Source organism: Ectothiorhodospira shaposhnikovii, from assembly GCF_022227765.1.
GTDB lineage: Bacteria > Pseudomonadota > Gammaproteobacteria > Ectothiorhodospirales > Ectothiorhodospiraceae > Ectothiorhodospira.
The window spans coordinates 248,681-272,023 of sequence record NZ_JAJMLZ010000002.1 but is presented as its reverse complement, the minus strand read 5'-3'; the positions used below and the strand labels follow the sequence as shown (position 1 = coordinate 272,023).

Sequence of the window (23,343 nt, the reverse complement as noted above, 5' to 3'; positions counted from 1 at the left end):
TGGCTGAACAATCGGTCATTCTACTATAGACAGGGGCTTTCACACCCTGTGAACTTGTCCCCCATGGCCGCTTCACTTAAGCTTCGCCGATGAAAAATCAATCCCCTCTCGTAGGCGTGGTCATGGGCAGTCAGAGCGACTGGCCCGTGATGCAGCACGCCGTCTCGCAACTGGAAGACTTCGGCGTGCCCTTCGAGGCTCGCGTGGTCTCGGCCCACCGTACTCCGGACCTGTTGTTCGAGTATGCCGAACAGGCGGCCGCGCGGGGTATCCGCTGCATTATCGCCGGTGCCGGCGGTGCCGCCCATCTGCCGGGCATGCTGGCGGCCAAGACCACCGTGCCGGTGCTGGGCGTGCCCGTGCCGTCCCGGTATCTCAAGGGGCAGGATTCGCTGCTGTCCATCGTGCAGATGCCCAAGGGCATTCCCGTGGCCACCTTCGCCATCGGCGAGGCCGGGGCCGCCAACGCGGGTCTGTTCGCGGTGGCCATGCTGGCCAATCAGGATGCCGCCCTTGCCGATCAACTGGAACAGTTCCGTCGTCGCCAGCGCGACTCGGTACTGGCCATGAGCCTGCCTGAACCGTCATGATCCTGCCGGGTAATACTCTGGGAATGTTGGGAGGCGGCCAGCTGGGCCGTATGTTTACCGTGGCTGCCCGTACCCTGGGTTACCGGGTATTGGTGTTGGATCCGGACACAGGCAGCCCCGCCGGCCGCATGGCCGACGAGCATCTGCATGCCGCCTACGGGGATGCCTGGGCGCTGGAGCAGATGGCCACCCGTTGTGCCGTCGTCACCACCGAGTTCGAGAACATCCCGGCGGACACCCTGCGTACCCTGGCCGGCTTCATTCCGGTCCGTCCCGGTGCCGAGGCCCTGGAGCGTACCCAGGATCGGGCGCGGGAAAAGGCCATGATCCAGTCCTGCGGTCTGGATACGGCCCCTTTCCGGGTGGTGACGGCCCTGGACGAGGTCGAGTCTGCCTTCGCGGCCGTGGGCGGGCCGGCCATCCTCAAGCGTGCCGCGCTAGGGTATGACGGCAAGGGCCAGATCGGCGTGGATTCGGCACAGGCGGCCCGTGATGCCTTCGACCAGCTGGGGCAGGTGCCCTGTGTGCTGGAACGGCGTCTTGACCTGGAGCGGGAGATCTCCGTGGTGCTGGCCCGCAGTGCCGAGGGCGAAACCCTCTGCTACCCCGTGGCCGAGAATATCCACCGGCACGGCATCCTGCACATGAGCATTGTGCCGGCGCGCATCCCTGGAGAGATGGCGGAGGCGGCCCGCCGTGCCGCCACCCACCTGGCCGATGCCCTGGATTACTGCGGTGTGATGGCGGTGGAATTCTTCATCACCACGGCCGGTGAGTTGCGGGTGAACGAGATCGCACCTCGTCCCCATAACAGCGGCCATTACACCCTGGACGCCTGCGTCACTTCCCAGTTCGAACAGCAGGTGAGGGCGGTCTGCGGGTTGCCCTTCGGCGACACGCGGTTGCTGTCACCGGTGGTGATGGTGAATCTGCTGGGCGACCTGTGGGCCGGAGGGGAGCCCCGCTGGGCCGAATTACTGGATCATCCCGGCGCCAAGTTGCATCTCTACGGTAAGAGCGAGGCCCGACCCGGTCGCAAGATGGGCCATTTTTGCGTGCTGGACGATGATCCGGAAAAGGCCATCGCCGATGCCGAGACCCTGTTTGCCGCGCTGGAACCGGGATCCTGACCCATGGAACGTGACGCCTACATCCGCTCTCTGCGGGAAGACATCGTCTTTGCCGATACCCTGCGGGGCCAGTCCCTGAATTTCCACACCACCTGGGGTCTGTTCTCACCCCGGGGCATCGATGCCGGCACCCATCTGCTGCTGGATTTCATCGAAGTGAACGAGACCGATGACTGCCTGGATCTGGGCTGTGGTTACGGCCCCATCGGCCTGACCCTGGCCCGTCTGGCGCCCCGGGGGCATACCTGCCTGGTGGACAAGGACTTCGTCGCGGTGGAGTATGCGGCAAGGAATGCCCGCCTGAACGGCATCGTGAACACCGAGGCCTTCCTGAGCAACGGCTTTTCCGCCGTCGGCGATCGCCGCTTCCATCTGGTGACCTCCAATCTGCCGGCCAAGGTGGGCAAGGAGATGCTGTACCTGTATCTGTACGATGCCCTCAATCACATGCACCCCGGCGGCCGGATCTACGTGGTGACCATCACCGGATTACGGCGCTTCATCGAGCGGGCCTTCAAGGAAGTCTTCGGCAACTACGACAAGGTCAAGCAGGGGCGGGAATACACGGTGGCCATGGCCGTCAAGCCCGAATAAGGGAGACCACGGTCTCCAGGGCGAAAACCGGCCGGACAGCCGACGCTCGCGTCGTCGATCGGAGCCTCGGAATTCCGGGATAGATATGACGCGGCGGGCTACCCGTACGAGTTTGGGGCGGTGGAGGGTTCTGAGCAGCGCTTGTGCAGAAACGCCGGCACTTGTTCTGCTGGCAACGGCCGGCTGATCAGGAAGCCCTGCAACTCGTCGCAGTGGTAACGCCTCAGGGAATCCACTTGATCCTCGGTCTGCTATCAAAAACGTGCGCGAAAGTGCGCACTGTTCCCTTCCTGCCCCGAACCCTTACCGGAATCGTATCTGACAGGCGTGACTTTCCCGACTACGTCTGGAACCATTCCAGACATAGCGCCACCGTTGCCGGACGGACTCGCCACGGGTAGGGCAGTTGCGGTTGCCAGCCGTTCAAGATTGAGCGCTGCGTTGTGATCACGGTCATGGCGTGTTCCGCACTGCGGACACGTCCATTCCCGATCCTTCAACGTCAGCGCCTCATGCTTCCAACCACAGACCGAGCACAGGCGGCTACTCGGATACCAGCGATCCGCCACGATCAGCTGGGTGCCGTAGCGCACCGTCTTGTATTCGATCTGCGAGCGGAACATCCCAAAGCCCACGTCGCTGATGGCACGCGCCAGCCGGTCGTTGGCCAGCATGCCCTTGACGTGCAAATCCTCGATCACCACCGCTTGGTTCTCGCGGCAGAGCCGCGTGGTGAGCTTGTGGGTGAAATCCGCTCGGATATTGGCAATGCGCTTGTGCAGCCTTGCCAATGTCGCAGCAGACTTCTGACGGTTGTTCGAGGCTGGCAGCTTCGTGCCTTTAGGGATGGATTGGTTCGGCTTAAGTCCGGCCTTGATCTTGGCCGCCGTGAGCTTGCGGCTGAGCCGACGGCTGCGAATCTTGAGCCGTCGTAGTGCGCGTTTGAGCGGCTTGGGCGCCTCAATCACTTCGCCGGTAGACAGCGTGGCAGCGGCCTTGACGCCGACATCCACCCCAACCACACCATCGCCTGTGCACTGGCGGTAAAAGTCGCTGTCTTTGACTTCGACCTGCACCGCAACAAACCAGCGATCAGCCGTGCGCGAGACGGTCGCGCCCAGGATTTTGCCCTCAAAGCGCAACGCTTCGGCCATCGCTACGTCCCCGACCTTGGGTAGCCGGATCGTCTTGTCTGTCATGCGAAACTTGTCGTTGGCCACATAGAAGCTATCACGGCAGCGCCCTTTTTTCTTGAACCTGGGCGCATGGGCCGGCTTGCCTACCTTGGTGTCCTTGAAGAACCGATCCCATGCCCTGGCCAGATGCGCAAACGGCTGGGCATGGGCGTCGCGATGGATGGTCTTGAGCCACGGCTGCCCGTCTTTGTCCAGCCATTGCGGGTCACGGTACTTGATAGCGTTGAACTGCTTCTTGAGCGCCATCGCCTCGGGCTTGAGACCGGCCGCATATTGCCCGTTCCACTCGGCCAGCGCCCAGTTCCAGACGCGCCGCGCGGTACCACAGGCACGCTTGAAGTAGTCGGTCTGTTCCGGTGTCGGGCACAGCGCGATCTTGTGGGTTAGTTGCATGGCACGTCACTCATATCGTTCTTCGGTCGAACGCCAGACCACTTCGCCGGTTTCCACGCAAATTACGCGAACTTCCTGTGCTTCAGGATCGTCTACGCCTTCTATGGCGATCGCCACCGCAGCCGATAGGATTTCGTGGTGTTGCGCGAAAACACTGGCGGGCAGCCAATCGCTTTCCAGCGGATAGCCTGATTCAATCCGGTACGTCATGTGTCGCGTCCTTCTTCAAGGCTTCGTCCAGTTTTTTCCGGTAGCTCCTCAACCCATACTGTTGTTTCCCACCCCTAATCGCTGATCACCGCCCGATTCGGAGCGAATTATTCCCCCGGTGAGGGAGTCGGTGCGGTGGCTTCATTCCGAGTATAGCAGGCATTCCGCGCCATATCCGACTGGAATGGTAGGTTAAGGGCCTTGCAACAACTTTTAACCCCCTTTATTTATTTCCGCTTGGACACCTGAAGCACGACTGGGGCGACCGCTGTCACGGCGGTAGAATGTATTGGACCTTGGACAGGCCCTGGCCCGGACGGAAAAACGGCGTTTATTCGTCCTATACTCCGGCTTGCGATTCCGACAGCCCCGGGCCAACCGGGCCTTGAGGGCGTACAATGTGGGGATTTACCCCGCTATGGGGTCGCGAGGTTTCCAGTGACCAGCAGCAGCCGCTTGCAAACCAAGGCCATGGGCGCACTGCTTGTGGTCATGCTCACCATGATGCTGGTCGTCGGCCTGTCCAGCATGGCGCTGATCCGGGATTTTTCAGTCCGTTCGGCCACGGAACATACCCGCACGGCGGCGGAGATGATCCGTGTTTCCCTCACCGAGGCCATGCTCAACGACACCATTGACCGTCGGGCCTCCATGTTGCGGCGATTGGCGGAGGTGAACAGCCTCAACGAGGTGCGGGTGATCCGCGGGGAACGGGTCATCGCGCAGCACGGCGAAGGCCTGCCGATGGAGACACCGGCCGATGACATCGACCGGCAGGTGCTGGCAAGCGGCGAGCCCTACTTCGGGTTGGTCGGCGGACTGTTCGGCGAGGAGTTCCGCGCCACCATTCCCTACATCGCCTCCTCCAACGGAGACATCAACTGCATGGCCTGCCATCAGGCCCCCGAGGGTGTCGCCCTGGGCGCCGTCACACTGACCGTCTCCGTGGGCCACATGAAGACCGCCGGCATGGTCACGGCCCTGTTCCTGGTGGTCATCATGGGGCTGTTCGGCGTGCTGTCCATGGTCTTTCTGGGGCGTCTGCTTCGCCCTTTGGTGGAGACCACCCAAGAAGTCCGCAAGGCCGCCAGACTGGCCAGCGGCGGGGATTTCAGCCAGCGGGTTCACAGTCGCAGTCGCGACGAGATCGGGCAGATCGCAAACCATTTCAATGAAATGGCCGATGCCATCACCCACAAGTTGACCGAGATCCGCGACCATGTGGCCCGGCTGGTGAATACCGCGCCCGACCCCAGGGCCAATCTGCTGGAGGAGACCGCCACCACGGTTTCGGGGTTGGTGAAGGTGGCCCAGTTCAAGCAGGCCATCGAGGAGGACCAGACCACCGAGGAAGTTTTCTTCCGCATCAGCGAAGTCCTGCGTACCGAGTTCGGCATGGCGCATTTCTCCATCTATCAGGTGGACCGGGACAAGCGTCTGATGGATACGGTGGTAGTGGACGGGGTGCTTCACGAGGAGATCCGCTGGTGCCGTCCCGACATCCTGGAACAGAGCACCATTTGCAGGGCGGTGCGCACCGGCCACGCCATCGATGGCCTGGAGAACCGTCACCTGTGTCGTGCCTTCGACAGCGAGGCCCTGGCCGACGGGCGCAGCTATCTGTGCCTGCCCATCATCCAGTCCGGCGGCGTGGGCAGTGTGGTGCAATTGGTGGTGCCACCCCAGAACATACCGGCGCTGATCCGTGCCCGTCCCCTGATCAGCGCCTATCTGCGGGAAGCGGCGCCGGTACTGCAGGCCAAGGGCCTGATGGCCAGCCTGCGCGAATCCAGCCTCAAGGACGCCATGACCGGCCTGCGCAACCGCCGTTTTCTGGAAGAGTATTCCGACAGCCTGGTGGCGCAGTGCAAGCGCCGTCAGATGCCCATGACCCTGATGATGCTGGATCTGGACTACTTCAAGACCGTGAACGACACCTACGGGCACGATGTGGGCGACCAGATCCTGCGGGAACTGGCCGGCATCTTCCAGGCCCATCTGCGTGAATCCGATCTGGTCATCCGCTATGGTGGCGAGGAGTTCATGATCATCCTGCTGGACACCGGCGCGGAGGCGGCGCTGGACGTGGCCAACAAGATCCGCGAGGCGGTGCAGGCCCATCCCTTCAGGGTGGCCGGCGCAGAGCTTCACAAGACCCTCTCCATCGGCCTGGCCGCCTATCCGGATGATGCCCAGGCCTTCTGGCAGGTGCTGAAATACGCCGATGTGGCACTATATGCCGCCAAGGAGAACGGCCGCAATCAGGTGGTGCGCTTCGCGCCGGAGATGTGGCCGTCGGGCGGGGAGTATTGATTGAGCGGTTTCCGGGTGGCGGCATGGACTCCCACCGTATCACCCCATGCTTAATTTTCCCGGCGCCTTGGGTTACATTGCCTCCACCACCCAAGGAAGCAAACCGAATAACGTTATCTCCGCCCCGGCTCCCGCCGGGTGCCGGGATGGCCGACAATAACGAGGCAAAGACCCATGGCAAAACCTGATCTGATCGCGCCCTCCATCCTCTCCGCCGATTTCGCCCGGCTGGGCGAGGAAGTCACTCAGGTGCTGGCCGCCGGCGCGGACATCGTCCATTTCGATGTCATGGACAATCACTATGTCCCCAACCTGACCATCGGCCCCCTGGTGTGCGAGGCCCTGCGCAAGCACGGCGTCACCGCCCCCATCGACGTCCATCTGATGGTCAAGCCGGTGGACCGCATCATTCCCGATTTTGCCAAGGCCGGTGCCGACTACATCACCTTTCACCCGGAGGCCTCCGAGCACATCGACCGCACCCTGCAACTGATCCGCAACGAGGGCTGCAAGGCCGGCCTGGTGTTCAATCCCGCCACCCCGCTGTCCTATCTGGACTATGTGATGGACAAGGTGGACATGATCCTGCTCATGTCCGTGAACCCGGGTTTCGGCGGTCAGAGCTTCATCCCCGCCACCCTGGACAAACTCAGGGAGGCCCGCCGCCGCATCGACGAATCCGGGCTGGACATCCGTCTGGAGATCGATGGCGGCGTGAAGGTGGACAACATCGCCGAGATCAAGGCCGCCGGCGCCGATACCTTCGTCGCCGGTTCCGCCATCTTCGGTGCCGCCCGGGCGGAAGATCCCAACCGCTATGACAGCATCGTCACCGCCATGCGGGCTGAACTGGCCAAGGTGTGAAGCCGATGACGATTCCGCAGCCCAAGATGGTGCTCATCGACCTGGACGGTACCCTGGTGGACAGCGTGCCGGACCTGAGTTTCAGTGTGGACCGCATGATGGAGGCCCTGGGCATGCCCACCCGGGGCGAGGCCAATGTGCGGCTCTGGGTAGGTAACGGGGTGGAGCGCCTGGTCAAGCGCGCCCTCACCGGCGACATGGAGGCCGAGCCCGAGCCGGACCTGTATGAACGGGCGCTGGCCCTGTTCATGGACATCTACCGGGACAACAATACCGGCCGTAGCCGGCTCTATCCGGGGGTGCGCGAAGGCCTGGAGGCCCTGGCGGAAGCCGGCATGCGCCTGGGCTGCGTGACCAACAAGCCGGCCCGGTTCACGGCGCCCCTGCTGCGGGCCATGGACATCGACCACTTCTTCGAACTGGTGGTGGCCGGTGATACCCTGCCGCGGAAGAAGCCCGATCCGGCCCCTCTGCTGTACGCCGCCCATCAGTTCGACGTCCATCCCAAGGATGCCCTCATGGTGGGGGACTCCCGCAGCGACGTGAAGGCCGCCCGGGCTGCCGGATTTGGCATTGTGTGCGTCACTTATGGTTATAATCACGGCCAGGATATCCGGGAGCAAAAGCCGGATTCGGTCATCGACAGCCTCGAACAACTGCCGGGGCTCATGGAGCAGATAGCCTGATGCCTGGGATTCTCATTCTAGTCCGGTCGACGCGATGGCGTGGGTGACAGCAGCCCGTTCACCCGCCGTGCCAATCTGTCCACCGGAAACGTCCCATGAGTCCCGAACAATTCGATGATCTGATCCGCCAGGGCTACAACCGCATCCCCCTGGTCCGTGAAGTGCTGGCCGATCTCGACACCCCCCTGAGCACCTACCTGAAGCTGGGCTCCGGTCCCTATTCCTACCTGCTGGAGTCCGTACAGGGGGGCGAGAAATGGGGCCGCTATTCCTTTGTCGGTCTGCCCGCCCGTACCGTGGTCCGGGTCCGTGGGCACCAGATCTGCGTGGAGGAGTCCGGCCGGGTGGTGGAAGAGGCCCGGGTGGATGACCCGCTGGCCTGGATCGAGACCTTCCAGACCCGTTTCCGGGTACCGGACCTGCCGGATCAGCCCCGCTTCACCGGGGGGCTGGTGGGCTACTTCGGCTATGACACCATCCGCTACATCGAGCCCCGCCTGGGTGGCGGTGAAAAACCCGATCCCCTGGGCGTGCCCGACATCCTGCTCATGGTGTCCGACGAGGTGGTGGTCTACGACAACCTGGCGGGACGGCTCTACCTGGTGGTCCATGCCGGTGCCGGTGAGCGCGAGTCCGCCGAGCGTCGCCTGGATGAACTGCAGGATCAACTGCGCCGGATCACCCATCTGCCACCGGCCCATCCCGCCCCCCGCAAGGTCAGCGAGTCGGATTTCATCTCCGGCTTCACCGAGGAAGGCTTCAAGGCGGCGGTGGATCGCTGCAAGCAGTACATCGTCGACGGCGACGTGATGCAGGTGGTGCTGTCCCAGCGTCTATCCATCCCCTACGGCGCCCGTCCCCTGGACCTCTATCGGGCCCTGCGCAGTCTCAATCCTTCCCCCTACATGTTCTACCTGGACCTGGGCGACCACCATGTGGTGGGTTCCTCGCCGGAGATCCTGGTACGTCTGGAGGACGAAGTGGTCACCGTGCGTCCCATCGCCGGCACCCGGCCCCGGGGCGAGGACGAGGCCAGCGACCGGGCCCTGGAGCAGGACTTGTTGGCCGATCCCAAGGAGATCGCCGAACACCTCATGCTGATCGACCTGGGCCGCAACGACGCCGGCCGGGTCTCCCGCGTCGGCAGTGTGCAACTCACCGAGCGCATGGTGGTGGAGCGCTACTCCCACGTCATGCACATCGTCTCCAACGTGGTGGGCCGGTTGCACCCCGGCATGACCGCCATGGACGTGCTGCGGGCCACCTTCCCGGCGGGCACCGTGAGCGGCGCCCCCAAGATCCGCGCCATGGAGATCATCGACGAGCTCGAACCGGTGAAGCGGGGTATCTACTCCGGCGCCGTGGGCTACCTGTCCTGGCAGGGCAACATGGACACCGCCATCGCCATCCGCACCGCCGTCATCAAGGACCAGACCCTGCATATCCAGGCCGGTGCCGGGGTGGTCCATGACTCCGTGCCCGACAATGAGTGGGCGGAAACCATGAACAAGGGCCGCGCCGTGTTTCGCGCCGTGGCCATGGCGGAGTCGGGACTGGAGATACAGCCCGCCTTGTTGCGCGGGAAGGGGCGATCCTGACGCCGCTTCCCGCGGCCTTTTCCCGAGTCCAGCCAACCTCATTACGGTACGGCACACATGATCCTGATGATCGACAACTACGACTCCTTCACCTACAACCTGGTCCAGTATCTGGGTGAGCTGGGGGCCGATGTGGAGGTGCGGCGCAACGACGCCATCACCCTGGACGAGATCGAGGCCATGGCGCCGGAGCGGATCTTCATCTCCCCCGGTCCCTGCGCCCCGGATCAGGCGGGCATTTCCCTGGCCGCCATCCGCCATTTTGCCGGCAGGGTCCCAATCCTTGGGGTCTGTCTGGGGCATCAGTCCATCGGCCAGGCCTTCGGTGGCCGCATCGTCCATGCCCGCGAGATCATGCACGGCAAGACTTCCCTGATTCACCACAAGGACATGGGGGTGTTCCGGGGTCTGACCGATCCCTTCGAGGCCACCCGCTACCACTCCCTGGTGATCGAGAAGTCCTCCCTGCCGGACTGTCTGGAGGTTACCGCCTGGACCGAGACCCCGGACGGGACCCTGGACGAGATCATGGGGGTGCGTCATCGCACCCTGGACGTGGAGGGCGTCCAGTTCCACCCGGAATCCATCCTCACCCAACATGGCCACGACCTGCTGAGGAATTTCCTGGAGGCCCCGCCGAGGGTTGACCCCTCTCCGGGTGGCCGCAACAATCCGATCACACACGACGACAGGGGGCGGGCCATACCATGAACATGCAGGAAGCCATTCGCGCAGTCACCGAGCAGCGTGATCTCACCGGACCCGAGATGGTCCATGTGATGCGCCAGATCATGACCGGCGAGGCCACTCCGGCCCAGATCGGCGGCTTCCTGGTGGGCCTGCGCATGAAGGGGGAGACGGTGGATGAAGTGGCCGCCGCCGCCTCGGTGATGCGGGAACTGGCCACCCGGGTGGAGGTGGAGGCCGGGCATCTGGTGGATACCTGCGGCACCGGGGGGGATGCCTCCGGCAGCTTCAACATCTCCACCGCCTCCGCCTTCGTGGTGGCGGCCGCCGGCGGGCGGGTGGCCAAGCACGGCAACCGCTCCGTGTCCAGCAAGTCCGGCAGTGCCGACGTGCTGGAGGCGGCCGGGGTCAATCTGGATCTGGGGCCGGAGCAGGTGGCCCAGTGCATCAACCAGGTGGGCGTGGGTTTCCTGTTTGCTCCCAGGCACCATGGTGCCATGAAGCATGCGGTGGGTCCCCGCCGGGAGATGGGAGTGCGCACCCTGTTCAATGTGCTGGGACCGCTGACCAATCCCGCCGGTGCCCCCAATCAGGTGCTGGGGGTGTTCAGCACCCACTGGCTGGAGCCCCTGGCCCAGGTACTCAAGCTGCTGGGCAGCCGGCATGTGATGGTGGTGCACGCGGAGGACGGCCTGGACGAGATCAGTATCGGCGCACCGACCCGGGTGGCGGAACTGCGCGACGGCGAGGTGACCAGCCGTATCATCGCCCCCGAGCAGTTCGGCATGCCGCGCACCCCCCTGGATGCCATCCGGGTGGATGGCGCCGAGGAGAGCCTGGCCCTGATCCGTCGGATCTTTGCCGGCGAGCCGGGTCCGGCCCGTGACATCGTCATGCTCAATGCCGGGGCCGCCATCCACGTGGCGGGTCTGGCGGACTCCATGGAGGCGGGAATCCGCCGCGCCGGCGAGGTGATCGACAGCGGAGCCGCCGCGGCCCGCATGGACGAACTGGCCCGTGTCTCCCAATCCCTGAAGGCGTGAACCCCATGACCGATACCCCCGATATCCTCAAGAAGATCCTGGCCCGCAAGCGCGAGGAGGTGGCAGAGCGCAGCGCCCGGACCTCCCTGGAGGATCTGGCCCGTTTCGTGGACGCCGCGCCGGCGGTGCGTCCCTTCCTGCGGGCCCTGGAGGATCGGGTGAATGCCGGGCGCCCCGCGGTGATCGCCGAGATCAAGAAGGCCAGCCCCAGCAAGGGCCTGCTGCGGGAGGACTTCGACCCGGTGGCCATCGCCCGCACCTATGAGCAGCACGGTGCCGCCTGTCTGTCGGTGCTGACGGATCATGACTTTTTCCAGGGGCATGAGGCCTATCTGGAAGATGCCCGCGCCGCCTGCGCCCTGCCGGTGCTGCGCAAGGACTTCATCATCGACCCCTACCAGGTCTACGAGGCTCGGGTGATGGGCGCAGACTGTGTGCTCCTGATCGTGTCCGCCCTGGACGATACCCAGTTGTCCGAATTGCTCAAGCTCTCCCATGACCTGGGCATGAATGTCCTGGTGGAGGTCCACGATGCCCCTGAACTGGAGCGTGCCCTGGCCCTGGATGCCTGCATCATCGGTATCAACAATCGCAGCCTGCGGACCTTTGAAACCCGCCTGGAAACCACGCTGGGTCTGCTGGCGATGATGCCGAAGAATCGACTGGTGGTGACGGAGAGCGGCATCCACACGACGGAGGACGTGGCGCGGATGCGCCGGGCCGGGGTGCATGCCTTCCTGGTGGGCGAGGCCCTGATGAAGGCGCCGGACCCGGGTCTTCAGCTGAGTGCCCTGTTCGATGCCTGATCCCGGGGCCGTGCTAGACTCGCTGTGACAGGCGACATAACAACAAGGTCGGGTTTCCCGCCCCATGATCAGGAGGTTTTGATGGCTCGATACACTCTCGTTCCCTCCCATGCCCTCACCGACGATGCGGTGGTGCATCGCTTCCGTCAGGGGCTACCGCAGCGGGTCACCATGGAAGACCCGGCCGTGGACGTGATGACGGACTTTCGTCGGGTGGAGGCCGTCACCGTCTCTCCCGAAACCGCCATGGATGCCGCGCTGCAGAAGATGATCCACTCCGGGGTGCGTCTGCTGATCGTGGTCTCCGACGACGATCAGATCCAGGGTGTGGTCACCGCCCGTGACATCCTGGGCGAGCGCCCGGTGAAGGTGGTGTCCGACGAGCGCATCGCCCACAACGCGCTGGCGGTCAAGCACGTGATGACTCACCGCAACGACATCAGCGCCATCGATCATTACGACGTGGTGCTGGCTCGGGTCGGGGACATCGTTGCCACCCTGCGGGAGGCCGGGCGTCAGCATGGTCTGGTGGTGGAATTCGAGAATGGCCGCGAAGTGGTGCGTGGCGTGTTCTCGCTGACCCAGATCGGGCGTCAGCTGGGGGTGGAGATCTCCGCCGAGGGGCCGGTGCAGAGCTTTGCCCAGATCGAGAAGCTGCTGAATCGATAAGCTACATACAAAGAACCCCGCCGATGGCGGGGTTCCTGTCTGCGGATTCGGTGCATGCCAACCCGACGGGTCGAACGGGACCCGTACGGATCAGGATCCAGCCATCCCTGACGTCAGGCGGGCTTGACGTTGGAAGCCGCCAGCCCCTTCGGGGTCTTCTGGGTTTCAAAGGTCACCTTCTGGCCTTCGGCCAGGGTCTTGAAACCGCTCCCCTCGATTGCGGAGAAGTGGACAAAGATATCCTTGCCACCGTCGTCGGGCGTGATGAAACCAAAGCCCTTGCCTTCATTGAACCACTTCACGGTACCGGTCAGCACTGCGTATTACCTCGTAGGAAAAAATATACTCGCAGCGTTCCTGCTGAAACCGGCGGCGGTCGATTGCCTTGAAAAGACAGGCGGACTTCCGTGCATGGTGATTAACAGGGCAACTGCGCCTCTCATCATACGCCCGGCCTTGGCGGGGCGCCATCACTAATTTGCCCTGATTGTTTTTCAATTTTGTGATGTATGTGCGGAAATTGCAAACTCCGTCACAAACAGGACGGTTACCCCGTTGCTTCCTGCTTCACCGGAACTGTTCCCATGCCGCCAACTTTTATTCTCCATCGCCGCCTGATCTGCCTGGAAGCCCTTGAGGTTTCAGGGAATGTCAAGGTGGCGCAGTGGTGCGCCGACCTGCCTGCCGGCAGCCGGGTGGCCTGGGTCGGGGGGGCGCCTCCGGTGGCTGTCGAGCATGTGCCGCTGTCCCGGGCCGACAGCCTGCTGGGCAGGGATCTGGATGCCCTGGTCTTCGATGCCGCCGCCGGGCTGTCCGCCGATGCCCTGGGCGCCGCCTCCGGGGCACTGCGGGGTGGGGGCGTCCTGCTGCTGATCCTGCCTGCCGCCAAGAACCCTCCAGACTCCCTGTTCCTGCACCGTTTCCGGCAACAACTGCAACGTGCCGCCGTGCCGTTCCTTGGACCGGATACGGCGGTGTCATCATGGCCCGTGCCCCGGGACCGGCCACCTCCAGATCCGACTGGGGACCCCTGCCTGACCGAAGATCAGCGCGATGCCGTGCAGGCCGTCAGGGATCTTGCCGAAGGACGGGCCGCGCCCGTGCTGGTGATCACGGCCGATCGCGGCCGCGGCAAGACCGCGGCTCTGGGCATTGCCGCGGCACGACTCATGACGGCCTCCCGTCCCGATGGCGATGGCATTCATATCGGCGTGACCGCACCCCGGCTCTCGGCCCTGGGACCGCTGTTCGAGCAGGCCAGGGGGCTGCTTCCCCCCGTTGCGGTACACGAGCCGGGGCGACTGCGCCTGGGGGCGTCGACGCTGCAATATGTCCCGCCCGATGGCGTCCCCGACCCGGTCCCGGATCTGATGCTGGTGGACGAGGCCGCGGGCATCCCCATGCAGTGGCTGGATCAGTGGCTCACCGCCTGTCTGGCGGCCCGCCGCCCCATCGCCTTCACGGGGACCATTCACGGCTACGAGGGGGGAGGGCGGGGATTTGCCGTGCGCTTTCGCCGCACCCTGGCGCGGCGCGTGCCCGATACCCGTTACCTGCATCTGGAAACCCCGGTGCGCTGGGCCGTGGATGATCCGCTGGAGGCCCTCATGGCCCGCGGTCTGATGCTGGACGCGGAGGCGGCGGAGGATGTGTCCATGACCGACGCCCGGCCCGTGACCTGTGAGCGCAAAGCCTTTTCCCGCGGGCGGCTGGCCGGGGACGAGGCCCTGCTTGGCGATATTTTCGGTCTGCTGAGCCTGGCCCATTACCGCACCCGTCCGTCGGATCTGCAGCGGATGCTGGATGACCCGGCCCTGAAGGTGGTCGGCCTGATGCACCGGGGGCGGGTGGCCGCCGTGGCCCTGCTGGCGGATGAAGGTGAACTGGGGGCGGGGCTGTGCCGGTCCGTCTGGGCGGGAGAGCGTCGTCCCCAGGGGCATTTTCTGCCCGTGAGTCTGATGCTTTACGGCGACATGCCGCCCTCGGGGGGGATGCTGCGCTATCGCCGCGTGGTGCGTATCGCCGTCCATCCCGCTGCCCAGGGACGGGGGTTGGGCACTGCCCTGTTGCAGGCCCTGGTCGAGGAGGCACGGGAGGCGGGCATCGACCTGATCGGGGCCGGTTTCGGCGGAACGGACCCGTTGCTGCGTTTCTGGACCGGGCAGGGTTTTTGTCCGGTGCGGGTAGGGGTGAAGCCGGAAGTGAGCAGCGGGGGCTGGGCGGTGACCGTGCTGCAGGCCCTGACCACGGAGGGGCAGGGGGTGCTGGACCCGGTGCGGGCCGGGTTTGGCCGCACCCTGCCGATGCTGTTGTCCGATCCTCTGCGGGGGATGGCGCCGGATCTGGCGGCCAGCCTGTTCCAGGGCCTGAAGCTTCCGCCCCTGTCCGGTGAGGATCGCCGGGTGATTGCCGCCTTTGCCCGGGGGCGGCGGGTCTATGAGGCCTGCCTGCCCGCCCTGCATGCCGGTGTGATTCGCGGCCTGGCGGCGTCCACCAAATCCCTGGAGGAAGACCACAGGGATGCCCTGGTGATGCGGGTGATCCAGCAGCGCCCCTGGGAAACGGTGGCACGGCATCTGGGGGTGTCCGGACGCAAGCCGGTGATCACGGTGCTGCGCCGTGCCGTCGCCGGTCTGCCTGATGATGGTTGAGCGGCGGATTTTTTCTTGCGATCTTCGTCGCGTCTGCCTAATATCGGACTCAAGCTCTCAACAAACCCCGAGCACTCCAGACACATGATTCACAGCGTAGTCAGCTTCCTGGTACTGGTAGTCGTGGACACACCACGGCCCGGGGGCTTGTTGCGCTGACGATCCAGCAACACTGATCAGAATCCAAAAAACCCCGGGCCTTGAAACCCGGGGTTTTTTATTGCCCATGACTTTTTCGTCAACCGACATCACCGCAGGAGATATCGCCCATGCCCGCCGACGCCGACACCGCTTCACCCCACCCAATGTCGGACAGCCCCACCCGAAATGGTGCCTGGGTGGTTCTGGAGGTGCTCAAGCGACATCGGGTGGAGACGGTGTTCGGCTATCCCGGCGGCGCCATCATGCCCCTCTACGATGCCATGGCCCAGGATGCCGCCCCCATCCGCCATATTCTCACCCGCCACGAGCAGGGGGCGGCATTTGCCGCCAACGGCCATGCCCGCGCCAGCGGTCGTCTGGGGGTCTGTATCGCCACCTCCGGACCCGGTGCCACCAACCTCATCACCGCCGTGGCCGACGCCCACATGGACTCCATTCCCCTGCTGGTGATTACCGGCCAGGTACCCACCGGCCTGCTGGGCACCGATGCCTTCCAGGAGACCGACGTCCTGGGTCTGACCTTACCCATCACCAAGCACAGCTACCTGGTGCGTCATGTGGACGAGTTGGAAGCCGTCCTGGAAGAGGCCATTCATCTGGCGCAGGAAGGGCGCCCCGGTCCGGTGTGGGTGGATATCCCCAAGGATGTGCAGCTGGCCCCCGCCCAGCTGTCCTCCGGTTCGGCTCTCGGGCACCGGACATCCGGCGAGGCCGAGACACCGGACGAGGCGGCACTGGCCCGCGCCCTCGACCTGCTGGGTGCCGCCCGGCGACCGGTGATCTATGCCGGTGGCGGTGTCGCCCTGGGCCATGGGGTGGCGGCATTTCGTGATTTCGTCGCCCGTACCGGCGCGCCGGTGGTGACCACCCTGAAGGGGGTCGGTCTGCTGCCGCCCGATGATCCCCTCAACCTGGGCATGTTGGGCATGCATGGCGCCCCCTGTGCCAACCGGGCGGTGCAGGCCTCGGACCTGTTGCTGGTGGTGGGTGCCCGTTTCGATGACCGTGCCACCGGCCGCCTGGCGGCCTTCGCCCCCGACGCCCGGGTGATCCACCTGGATGTGGATGCGGCGGAAATGGCAAAACTGCGGGCGCCCGAAGTGGCCCTGGTGGGAGATCTCAATCAGTGGCTGCCGCGCCTGGCCCTGCCGCTGTCCATTGATGACTGGCGCGAGCGGTGTGCCCGCTCCCGCCGGACGGAAGGGTTCAGGCTGCCGCCGGAGCGGCCCGAGGGCGGTTTCCCGGCCCTGCGGTTCCTGGATGCCCTGTCCCGCCGGGCCGGGGATCAGACCTATGTGGCCTGTGACGTGGGGCAGCACCAGATGTGGGTGGCCCAGTATTACGGCTTCCATCATCCCCGCCGGCACCTGACCAGTGGTGGCCTGGGTGCCATGGGCTTCGGCCTGCCGGCGGCCATCGGTGCCCAGCTGGCCCACCCCGACGCCCGGGTGATCAACGTCAGCGGTGACGGCTCCTTCATGATGAACGTGCAGGAGTTGGCCACCCTGGGTCGCTACGGACTGCCGGTGAAGATCGTGCTGTTCGACAACCAGTACCTGGGCATGGTGCGTCAGCAGCAGGAACTGTTCTACGAGGGCCGCCTGTCCTCGGTGGATCTGTCCGACAACCCGGATTTCGTTCAGGTGGCCCGGGCCTTCGGCATTCCGGCCCGCCGCTTCGAGGGCGCGGATGCCATGGAGGCGGCCATCCGGGCCTGTCTGGAAACCCCCGGGCCGTTGCTGCTGCACCTGCCCATTGAACGTGAACAGAATGTCTGGCCCATCGTCGGGCCGGGCATGTCCAATGACCAGATGATTCAGGAGGATGTGGCATGAGCCATCAGTTCCAGTTGTTCGCCCGCCCGGCCGAGGGCAGCCTTGAGCGGATCCTGCGCACCGTGCGTGCCCGCGGGTTCGAGGTGCAGGACATGAACGTGCGCCTGGAGGGCGGGCGTTACCACGTGCGCCTGCGGGTGGCTGGTCGGCGGGACCCGGGGATGCTGGCCCGGCAGTTGGAAAAGCTGTGGGATGTGGAGCACCTGGCGGCCCTGCAGGCGGCGCCGGAGGCCCGCGAGTCCCTGGGCCGGGTGAGCGCGGCGTAGCCGGGAGCGGCTACGGCTCAGGCCTTCACACGCCCCAGCGGATCATCCGGGTCCACCTCGTCGCGAAACGGTTTCTTGCGGTCGATGTGGGTGTACTGGTAGACGTTGCCCATCCAGTTGTTGATGACGGCCTCGGCGGTGTCGTGCCAGGTGTTGTCCAGGTGCTCGCAGATGAGCTGTTCCGGAAAGTCGGGGGGTGTGGTACCCCGTTTCAGGGTCAGGTCCAGGCGGTCCCGGTATTCTTCCAGGATCGCCTGGCTGCGGGGACAGAAATAATTGTCCACGAAGGGCGGGTAGTCCTTGCGCTCGCCTCGGGCATAGCGGGCCACCTCCCGCTTGTATTCCTTGAGCAGGCTGATGATGTCGTACTCCGGATGCCCCTGGAAGAAGACGATGCGGAACTCGTCCTCGCTCACCGCCAGATGCACCCCGGCCTCCTCGCTTTCCACCAGCACCTTGAGCCCGGCGGCCTCGAACTGCTGCCGTGAGATGTGGTTGAAACGGGAATGGGGCACGTCGAAGCGGGTATTGACCCCGGCCACCAGGGGGTGGGTGCGATCCACCACCCGGTGGGGGTAGACCCCCCAGCGCTTGAAACCCAGCGGACTGCGGGTCTGGCCGTAGCGGAACTGCATTACCGCGTGGGTGGCCAGGCAGGAGCACAGGGTGGAGGTGACATTGGCGTAGGCCCAGTCGATGACCTGGGCCAGCGGCTCCCAGAAGGGCTCCAGGGACAGGTCCGGCTGGGTGACATTGGCGCCGGTGATGATGAGGGCGTCCAGCCCCTGTTCCTGGATCTTTTCCAGCGGCTCATAGTACCGGGCCACGTGCGCCCGACCCTGGGGACCCCGTTCCAGGGCGTCCAGGGTGAAGGGATGGATGTAGAACTGGGCAATCTGGTTGCTTTCCCCCACCAGACGGCAGAACTGGCGCTCCGTGGCCGCCAGGGCGGCATCGGGCATCATGTTCAGCAGCCCGATGTGCATGGCGCGGATGTCCTGCTTGAGGGCATAGTCCGAAGGCAGTACCGTCTGACCTTCCTGCTTCAGGCGCGAGAAGGTGGGCAGTTCCGAATGGGCAACGAGCGGCATGGCGGGTGTCCTGACTGCGGGTTTGACGGGAAGGGTCGAAGGCCGTGGCGTCAGCGCTCCGGGCGCTGGCTGTCCAGGGCCTGTTCGATCAGACTGTTGAAATCCGCTTCGGTGCGGACCTGGGCGATGGCATCGGAATTGATGGTGTAGCCATAACGCCTGGCCAGGGCCTCGTAGCGGGGTAGACGATCCCGGAACAGGCGTGGGAAGGTCCAGCGCACAAAATCGTCCGGATCCATCTGGGCCACGTATTCCAGTTGCTTCTCTTCCAGATAGCGGGCCAGTTCCCGGTCCAGGAAGTCTTCCCGGTAATACAGGGGCTTGGGGCTTTCCTCGGCGCGGCGGATCAGTTCCTGCTCGTTGGCCTCGGTGGCCTTGATGTAGATGATCAGGGTGTGTTCCGCCAGCAGTTCCATGACACCGGGGTCATCCAGTTCGCAGACGCTGCCGCCGGCGTCGTTGATGACGTGATCGAAACCATAGATATCCTGGGCCTTGAGGATGAACTCGGGCACATCGCGCATGGCGGCCACTTCGGCGTCATGATGCAGACGCTGGCGGCGCTTGAACTCCCTCAGGGAGAGGCCTCCCCGTTCGGGATTGCCCAGCTTGCCGAGAAAGCTGGAGACCGGCTGCAGGTTGTCCACCGACAGGTTATTGACGATGCTGATGGAGTCGGAGCGCAGCAGTTCCTTGAGAAAGGGAATGTGCATCACCTGGCGCTTGATGTTGTCCAGGATCGGCTCATCCAGATAGCGGCTGCCGATACGGTAGTCCCCGGAGAAGTGAAACCAGTGGGCGCGGCGGAGCTGGTGGGCGAGGCGGGTCTTGCCCACGCCGGACATGCCCAGCAGGGTGATGGACTTGTTCTTCCAGTGCCGGTATTCGGAGGCCGTGAGTCTCAAGGGGGGGATTCCGTCATTGATGAATGGATCGGGCCGCATTTTACGGGATACGCCCGCAAAGTGGCGATCCTCGCCGCCCCGATCCCCGTATCTGCCCTGCGTTACAATGGGACTTTATTTTACCGGATATTCCCCATGCCTCTGCTCGTCTTTCGCAATATCAAGCTCGGTTTCGGTCAGCATCACCTGCTGGACGGCGTGGATCTGTCCATCGAGCCGGGGGAGCGCCTGTGCCTGGTGGGACGCAACGGGGTGGGCAAATCCACCTTCATGCGCCTGATCACCGGCGACATGCAGGCCGACGACGGCGAGATCGTGCGTCGAGACGGTCTCAGGGTGGCCATGCTGGAGCAGGCGGTGCCGGAGGGGCTTGGCGGCAGTGTCTTCGACGTGGTGGCCGACGGGCTGGGCCATGTGGGCGAACTGGTGCGTCGCTATCACCGGCTGGTGCATGACCTGGGCGAGCGGCCCGACGACCCCCAGGCGTTGCAGGCCCTGGAGCGTTGCCAGCATGAACTGGAGGCGGTGGGCGGCTGGACCCTGGAGCAGCGGGTGGAAACGGTGCTGTCACGCCTGGAACTGCGGGGGGAGGCGCCCTTCGACAGTCTTTCCGGCGGGCTCAAGCGCCGCGTGCTGCTGGCCCGCGCCCTGGTGACGGCGCCGGATCTTCTGCTGCTGGACGAACCCACCAACCATCTCGACGTGGATGCGATCCAGTGGCTGGAAGGTTTTTTGCTAGGGTTCGAGGGCAGCCTGCTGTTCATCACCCATGACCGGGCTTTTCTGCGTCGTCTGGCGACCCGCATCATCGAGCTGGATCGGGGCCGGCTCACCAGCTGGCCCGGCGACTATGACACCTACCTGCAGCGCAAGGCCGAGGCCCTGGAGGCGGAGGAGCGCCAGAACGCCCTGTTCGACAAGAAACTGGCCCAGGAGGAGGTCTGGATCCGCCAGGGGATCAAGGCCCGGCGGACCCGCAACGAGGGCCGGGTGCGTGCCCTCAAGGCCCTGCGGGCGGAGCGGGCCGAACGTCGGGAGCGTCTGGGCACCGCCCGCCTGCAGACCCAGTCGGCGGCCCCATCCGGACGCATCGTGGTGGAAGCCGAGAACCTGTGCTTCAGCTACGCCGGGAAACCGGTGATCCGTGACTTCTCCAGCCTGATCCTGCGGGGTGACAAGGTGGGCATCATCGGCCCCAACGGCGTCGGTAAGACCACGTTGCTGCGGCTCTTGCTGGGGCAGTTGCAGCCCGATGCGGGCACGGTGCGCCAGGGAACACACCTGGAAGTGGCCTATTTCGATCAGCACCGGTCCGCCCTGGATGAGGAGGCCAGCGTGGTGGACAACGTGGGCGAGGGTCGTGACCGGGTCACCGTGGGCGGCGAGAGTCGCCATGTGCTGTCCTGGTTGCAGGATTTCCTGTTCGAGCCGGCCCGTGCCCGCCAGCCGGTGAAGGCCCTTTCCGGAGGCGAACGCAACCGCCTGCTGCTGGCCAAGCTGTTCACCCGGCCCGCCAACGTGCTGGTGCTCGACGAACCCACCAATGATCTGGATGCGGATACCCTGGAGATGCTGGAGTCCCGCCTGGTGGAGTTTGACGGCACGGTGCTGGTGGTGAGCCATGACCGGGACTTCCTGGATAACGTGGCCACCAGCGTCATCGCCTGGGAAGGGGAGGGGCGTTTCCGGGAGTATGTGGGCGGTTACAGTGACTGGCTGCGCCAGCGCCCGGCTCCCAGGGGGGCGCCCGCCGAGCCGGCGCGGCCGGCGGCTGCCCCGGCGCCGGCATCGAAACCGGCGCCACGGGTGGTGAAACTCAGTTACAAGGAACAGCGTGAACTGGAGGCGCTGCCCCAGCGGATCGAGACCCTGGAAGAGGAACTGGCGGGGATTCAGACCACCCTGGGCGATCCCGCCTTCTATCAGCGCGGCGGTGACGAGATTGCCGCCATGCAGTCGGCCCTGGCGGACAAGGAAGCGGAACTCAATACCGCCTATGCCCGCTGGGAAGACCTGGAAGGGCGTTCCAGGGGATAGTGTGCATCAGGCCGACTTCTTCTTCGGCGTGTCCGTGTTCGCGTCGGGGTCGAACCGGAGCTTGTCGCCACAGCTGCGGCAGTAGTAGATCCGCTCTCCCCGCTGGGCGTTGCCATGTCGTCGCACCCCCAGGGCATAAACCCGGCAGGTACAGCGGTAGGGATAGGTCCTGACCTGGCGGGTGGGGATCAGGCTGAGATCGGTATCATGGGTGACACGGGGCTCGAATCCCAGTCTCGTCATCACTTCCTGCCATTCCGGGCCATGGGGGCGGCGACGTCCGGCGCCCAGGCCGAAACGGCGGTAGATCACGCTATGGGCCACCTCGTGGGCGATGGTGTCTGGAAAATGATTGTGCCAGTCGAGGGCAAAGATGTGGGGATTGAAACGCAGCGACTCCCGACCCGCCGTCACCCGCCATTGACCCGCCGCCCGTCCACGCAGATCCAGGCGTACTTCGGGAGGTGTTTCCTGAAGCCGGTAGAGTCGTGCCGCGCGGGCGTACAGCTCTCGGGCCTTGTCCTGGATGTTTTGTTGTTGTTCGGGATTGAGGGGCATGGGCAGTCAGCATTCGGATGATTCGAGGACCGATTGTGAAGCGGGGTTGGTCGGATCGCAACGACTGGTTTCGACATCGGCGGTTTGTCCGTGTTCCGGAACATGGGGTGACTTAATCCTGTATCTCTCCCGCATCTTGAGTTTTGACAGCTGTGTCGTTGCGAGGCGGTCACCGGTTTTTCCGAACTGAATTGAGTATTTCGTGGTTTTGACATTTTCAATGGGGTCGCGGAAAATGGCGCCACTCAGGAAGAGTCCTTTCCGGCTTTACTAATCATGTATGCCCAAAGTGCATCGGGTTCTTGGAACCCGATGCACTTTTTGTTTTCAAAAAAAACGTTATTTGAATCTCTGAAATTTTCGGGAGTTGTTAAGAATGAATAATATCCTGGACAGCATGTCTGCCGAAGAGCTCTATGTGCTGGCCCGTCAGCGGGAGGAGCAAGAGAAGGAGCGTGAAGCCAAGGCCCGGCGCGAACAGCTGGAAGCCCTGCAGGCCCGGCGCAAGGAAGTGGTGGCCCGCCAGGCCGCCGAGCTGGCCGCCATCGACAAGGAAATCAAGGCGCTGGGCGGTCGTACCGCGTCACGCCGCAAGGCTTCCGCCAAGGGCGGTGCAGGCGCCGGCAACGGCAATGCCAATCTCAGTCGCATGGTGGTTGATATCATCAACGAGCAGGGCGAGATGAGCACCAAGGAATTGAAGAGTCGACTGGCTTCCCAGGGTGTCGAAACCCGTAACATCAGCCAGACCCTGGCTTACCTCAAGCGCAACGGCCGCCTGCGCAACACCGGACGGGGAATCTACGCCGCCGCCTGAGGCTCCGGCACTGTCGGGCACCCGGTCACGGGTGCCCGCAAGGGCCTTCCCAGGGCTTGAGACCGCCGTCGGCGCATTTTTTTTGCCCTTCACGGGAGGTATTTCGGATCAGCCCTGATTTCGGCAACGATTTGATGCAATGGAAAAAATCCCGTTTTTCCCGAGGGGCTTTTCCGGCTCGGGCGGGGTTGGGCATGCATAACGCTATAGCATGTGAGCCACTAAGCGGATAGACTGGCTCC

The 23,343-nt window shown here is 64.4% G+C and carries 22 protein-coding genes; 16 read left to right on the top strand and 6 right to left on the bottom strand.

Annotation, left to right across the window (positions count from 1 at the left end):
• Positions 1–89: 89 nt before the first annotated feature.
• The 3 genes from purE to LQD11_RS03850 are packed head-to-tail and all read left to right on the top strand — an operon-like array spanning position 90 to position 2,314.
• Complete coding sequence (gene purE / locus LQD11_RS03860; RefSeq protein WP_040405058.1) at positions 90–590, top strand: 5-(carboxyamino)imidazole ribonucleotide mutase; 501 nt, start codon at positions 90–92, stop codon at positions 588–590.
• Positions 587–1,720 (top strand): 5-(carboxyamino)imidazole ribonucleotide synthase, encoded by a 1,134-nt coding sequence (locus LQD11_RS03855; RefSeq protein ID WP_238616339.1) that lies wholly within the window; start codon positions 587–589, stop codon positions 1,718–1,720. Before purE ends, LQD11_RS03855 begins: the two co-directional genes overlap by 4 nt.
• A gap of 3 nt (positions 1,721–1,723) precedes the next feature.
• Positions 1,724–2,314: a class I SAM-dependent methyltransferase gene (locus LQD11_RS03850; protein WP_238616338.1), complete on the top strand. Its 591-nt coding sequence runs from the start codon at positions 1,724–1,726 to the stop codon at positions 2,312–2,314.
• 254 nt (positions 2,315–2,568) lie between these two features.
• On the opposite strand, the gene LQD11_RS03845 is transcribed toward LQD11_RS03850, so the two are convergent.
• Both LQD11_RS03845 and LQD11_RS03840 read right to left on the bottom strand, forming a co-directional pair.
• Entirely contained in the window at positions 2,569–3,903 is a 1,335-nt protein-coding gene (locus LQD11_RS03845; protein WP_238616337.1) for an RNA-guided endonuclease InsQ/TnpB family protein, read from the bottom strand.
• Between the two features lie 6 nt (positions 3,904–3,909).
• Positions 3,910–4,113: a hypothetical protein gene (locus LQD11_RS03840; RefSeq protein WP_238616336.1), complete on the bottom strand. Its 204-nt coding sequence runs from the start codon at positions 4,111–4,113 to the stop codon at positions 3,910–3,912.
• Positions 4,114–4,551: 438 nt separating this feature from the next.
• Here LQD11_RS03840 and LQD11_RS03835 point away from each other — a divergent pair, with 438 nt between their 5' ends.
• The 8 genes from LQD11_RS03835 (at position 4,552) to LQD11_RS03800 (ending at position 12,779) form a co-directional block, all read left to right on the top strand.
• Complete coding sequence (locus LQD11_RS03835; RefSeq protein ID WP_238616335.1) at positions 4,552–6,426, top strand: sensor domain-containing diguanylate cyclase; 1,875 nt, start codon at positions 4,552–4,554, stop codon at positions 6,424–6,426.
• 174 nt (positions 6,427–6,600) lie between these two features.
• Positions 6,601–7,290, top strand: coding sequence for a ribulose-phosphate 3-epimerase (gene rpe, locus LQD11_RS03830; protein WP_008931354.1), 690 nt, complete (start codon positions 6,601–6,603; stop codon positions 7,288–7,290).
• A 5-nt stretch (positions 7,291–7,295) separates the two neighbouring features.
• Positions 7,296–7,976, top strand: coding sequence for a phosphoglycolate phosphatase (locus tag LQD11_RS03825; RefSeq protein ID WP_238616334.1), 681 nt, complete (start codon positions 7,296–7,298; stop codon positions 7,974–7,976).
• Between the two features lie 95 nt (positions 7,977–8,071).
• The gene (trpE, locus tag LQD11_RS03820; protein WP_238616333.1) at positions 8,072–9,574 is read left to right on the top strand and encodes an anthranilate synthase component I; all 1,503 of its coding nucleotides are present in this window, start codon (positions 8,072–8,074) and stop codon (positions 9,572–9,574) included.
• A gap of 57 nt (positions 9,575–9,631) precedes the next feature.
• Positions 9,632–10,285, top strand: coding sequence for an anthranilate synthase component II (locus tag LQD11_RS03815; protein ID WP_238616332.1), 654 nt, complete (start codon positions 9,632–9,634; stop codon positions 10,283–10,285).
• Complete coding sequence (gene trpD / locus LQD11_RS03810) at positions 10,282–11,304, top strand: anthranilate phosphoribosyltransferase (RefSeq protein WP_238616331.1); 1,023 nt, start codon at positions 10,282–10,284, stop codon at positions 11,302–11,304. Before LQD11_RS03815 ends, trpD begins: the two co-directional genes overlap by 4 nt.
• A gap of 5 nt (positions 11,305–11,309) precedes the next feature.
• Positions 11,310–12,110 (top strand): indole-3-glycerol phosphate synthase TrpC, encoded by an 801-nt coding sequence (gene trpC / locus LQD11_RS03805; protein WP_238616330.1) that lies wholly within the window; start codon positions 11,310–11,312, stop codon positions 12,108–12,110.
• An 81-nt stretch (positions 12,111–12,191) separates the two neighbouring features.
• Complete coding sequence (locus LQD11_RS03800; RefSeq protein ID WP_008931348.1) at positions 12,192–12,779, top strand: CBS domain-containing protein; 588 nt, start codon at positions 12,192–12,194, stop codon at positions 12,777–12,779.
• Between the two features lie 113 nt (positions 12,780–12,892).
• Here the strand turns inward: LQD11_RS03800 and LQD11_RS03795 are convergent, their stop codons facing one another.
• On the bottom strand, positions 12,893–13,096 hold the full coding sequence (locus LQD11_RS03795; RefSeq protein WP_200175598.1) for a cold shock domain-containing protein: 204 nt from the start codon (positions 13,094–13,096) through the stop codon (positions 12,893–12,895).
• 267 nt (positions 13,097–13,363) lie between these two features.
• On the opposite strand from LQD11_RS03795, the gene LQD11_RS03790 reads away from it, so the two are divergent.
• From LQD11_RS03790 to LQD11_RS15555, 3 genes are all read left to right on the top strand, one after another.
• On the top strand, positions 13,364–15,430 hold the full coding sequence (locus LQD11_RS03790; RefSeq protein ID WP_238616329.1) for a tRNA(Met) cytidine acetyltransferase TmcA: 2,067 nt from the start codon (positions 13,364–13,366) through the stop codon (positions 15,428–15,430).
• A gap of 269 nt (positions 15,431–15,699) precedes the next feature.
• On the top strand, positions 15,700–17,427 hold the full coding sequence (gene ilvG, locus LQD11_RS03785) for an acetolactate synthase 2 catalytic subunit (RefSeq protein WP_338081466.1): 1,728 nt from the start codon (positions 15,700–15,702) through the stop codon (positions 17,425–17,427).
• Complete coding sequence (locus LQD11_RS15555; RefSeq protein ID WP_200175604.1) at positions 17,424–17,693, top strand: ACT domain-containing protein; 270 nt, start codon at positions 17,424–17,426, stop codon at positions 17,691–17,693. The genes ilvG and LQD11_RS15555 overlap by 4 nt, the downstream gene beginning before the upstream one ends.
• 17 nt (positions 17,694–17,710) lie before the next feature.
• On the opposite strand, the gene metA is transcribed toward LQD11_RS15555, so the two are convergent.
• The gene (gene metA / locus LQD11_RS03770) at positions 17,711–18,784 is read right to left on the bottom strand and encodes a homoserine O-succinyltransferase MetA (RefSeq protein WP_238616328.1); all 1,074 of its coding nucleotides are present in this window, start codon (positions 18,782–18,784) and stop codon (positions 17,711–17,713) included.
• A 50-nt stretch (positions 18,785–18,834) separates the two neighbouring features.
• Positions 18,835–19,689 carry an ATPase gene (locus tag LQD11_RS03765; RefSeq protein WP_238616327.1) on the bottom strand — a complete coding sequence of 285 codons (855 nt, stop codon included), beginning with the start codon at positions 19,687–19,689 and terminating at the stop codon, positions 18,835–18,837.
• 135 nt (positions 19,690–19,824) lie between these two features.
• Here LQD11_RS03765 and LQD11_RS03760 point away from each other — a divergent pair, with 135 nt between their 5' ends.
• A complete protein-coding gene (locus LQD11_RS03760) occupies positions 19,825–21,726 on the top strand; it encodes an ATP-binding cassette domain-containing protein (protein WP_238616326.1) in 1,902 nt (633 codons plus the stop codon).
• A 6-nt stretch (positions 21,727–21,732) separates the two neighbouring features.
• On the opposite strand, the gene LQD11_RS03755 is transcribed toward LQD11_RS03760, so the two are convergent.
• Entirely contained in the window at positions 21,733–22,284 is a 552-nt protein-coding gene (locus tag LQD11_RS03755; RefSeq protein WP_008931340.1) for a SprT family zinc-dependent metalloprotease, read from the bottom strand.
• Between the two features lie 376 nt (positions 22,285–22,660).
• On the opposite strand from LQD11_RS03755, the gene LQD11_RS03750 reads away from it, so the two are divergent.
• Positions 22,661–23,101 (top strand): hypothetical protein, encoded by a 441-nt coding sequence (locus LQD11_RS03750; protein ID WP_238616325.1) that lies wholly within the window; start codon positions 22,661–22,663, stop codon positions 23,099–23,101.
• The last annotated feature ends 242 nt before the right edge of the window (positions 23,102–23,343 follow it).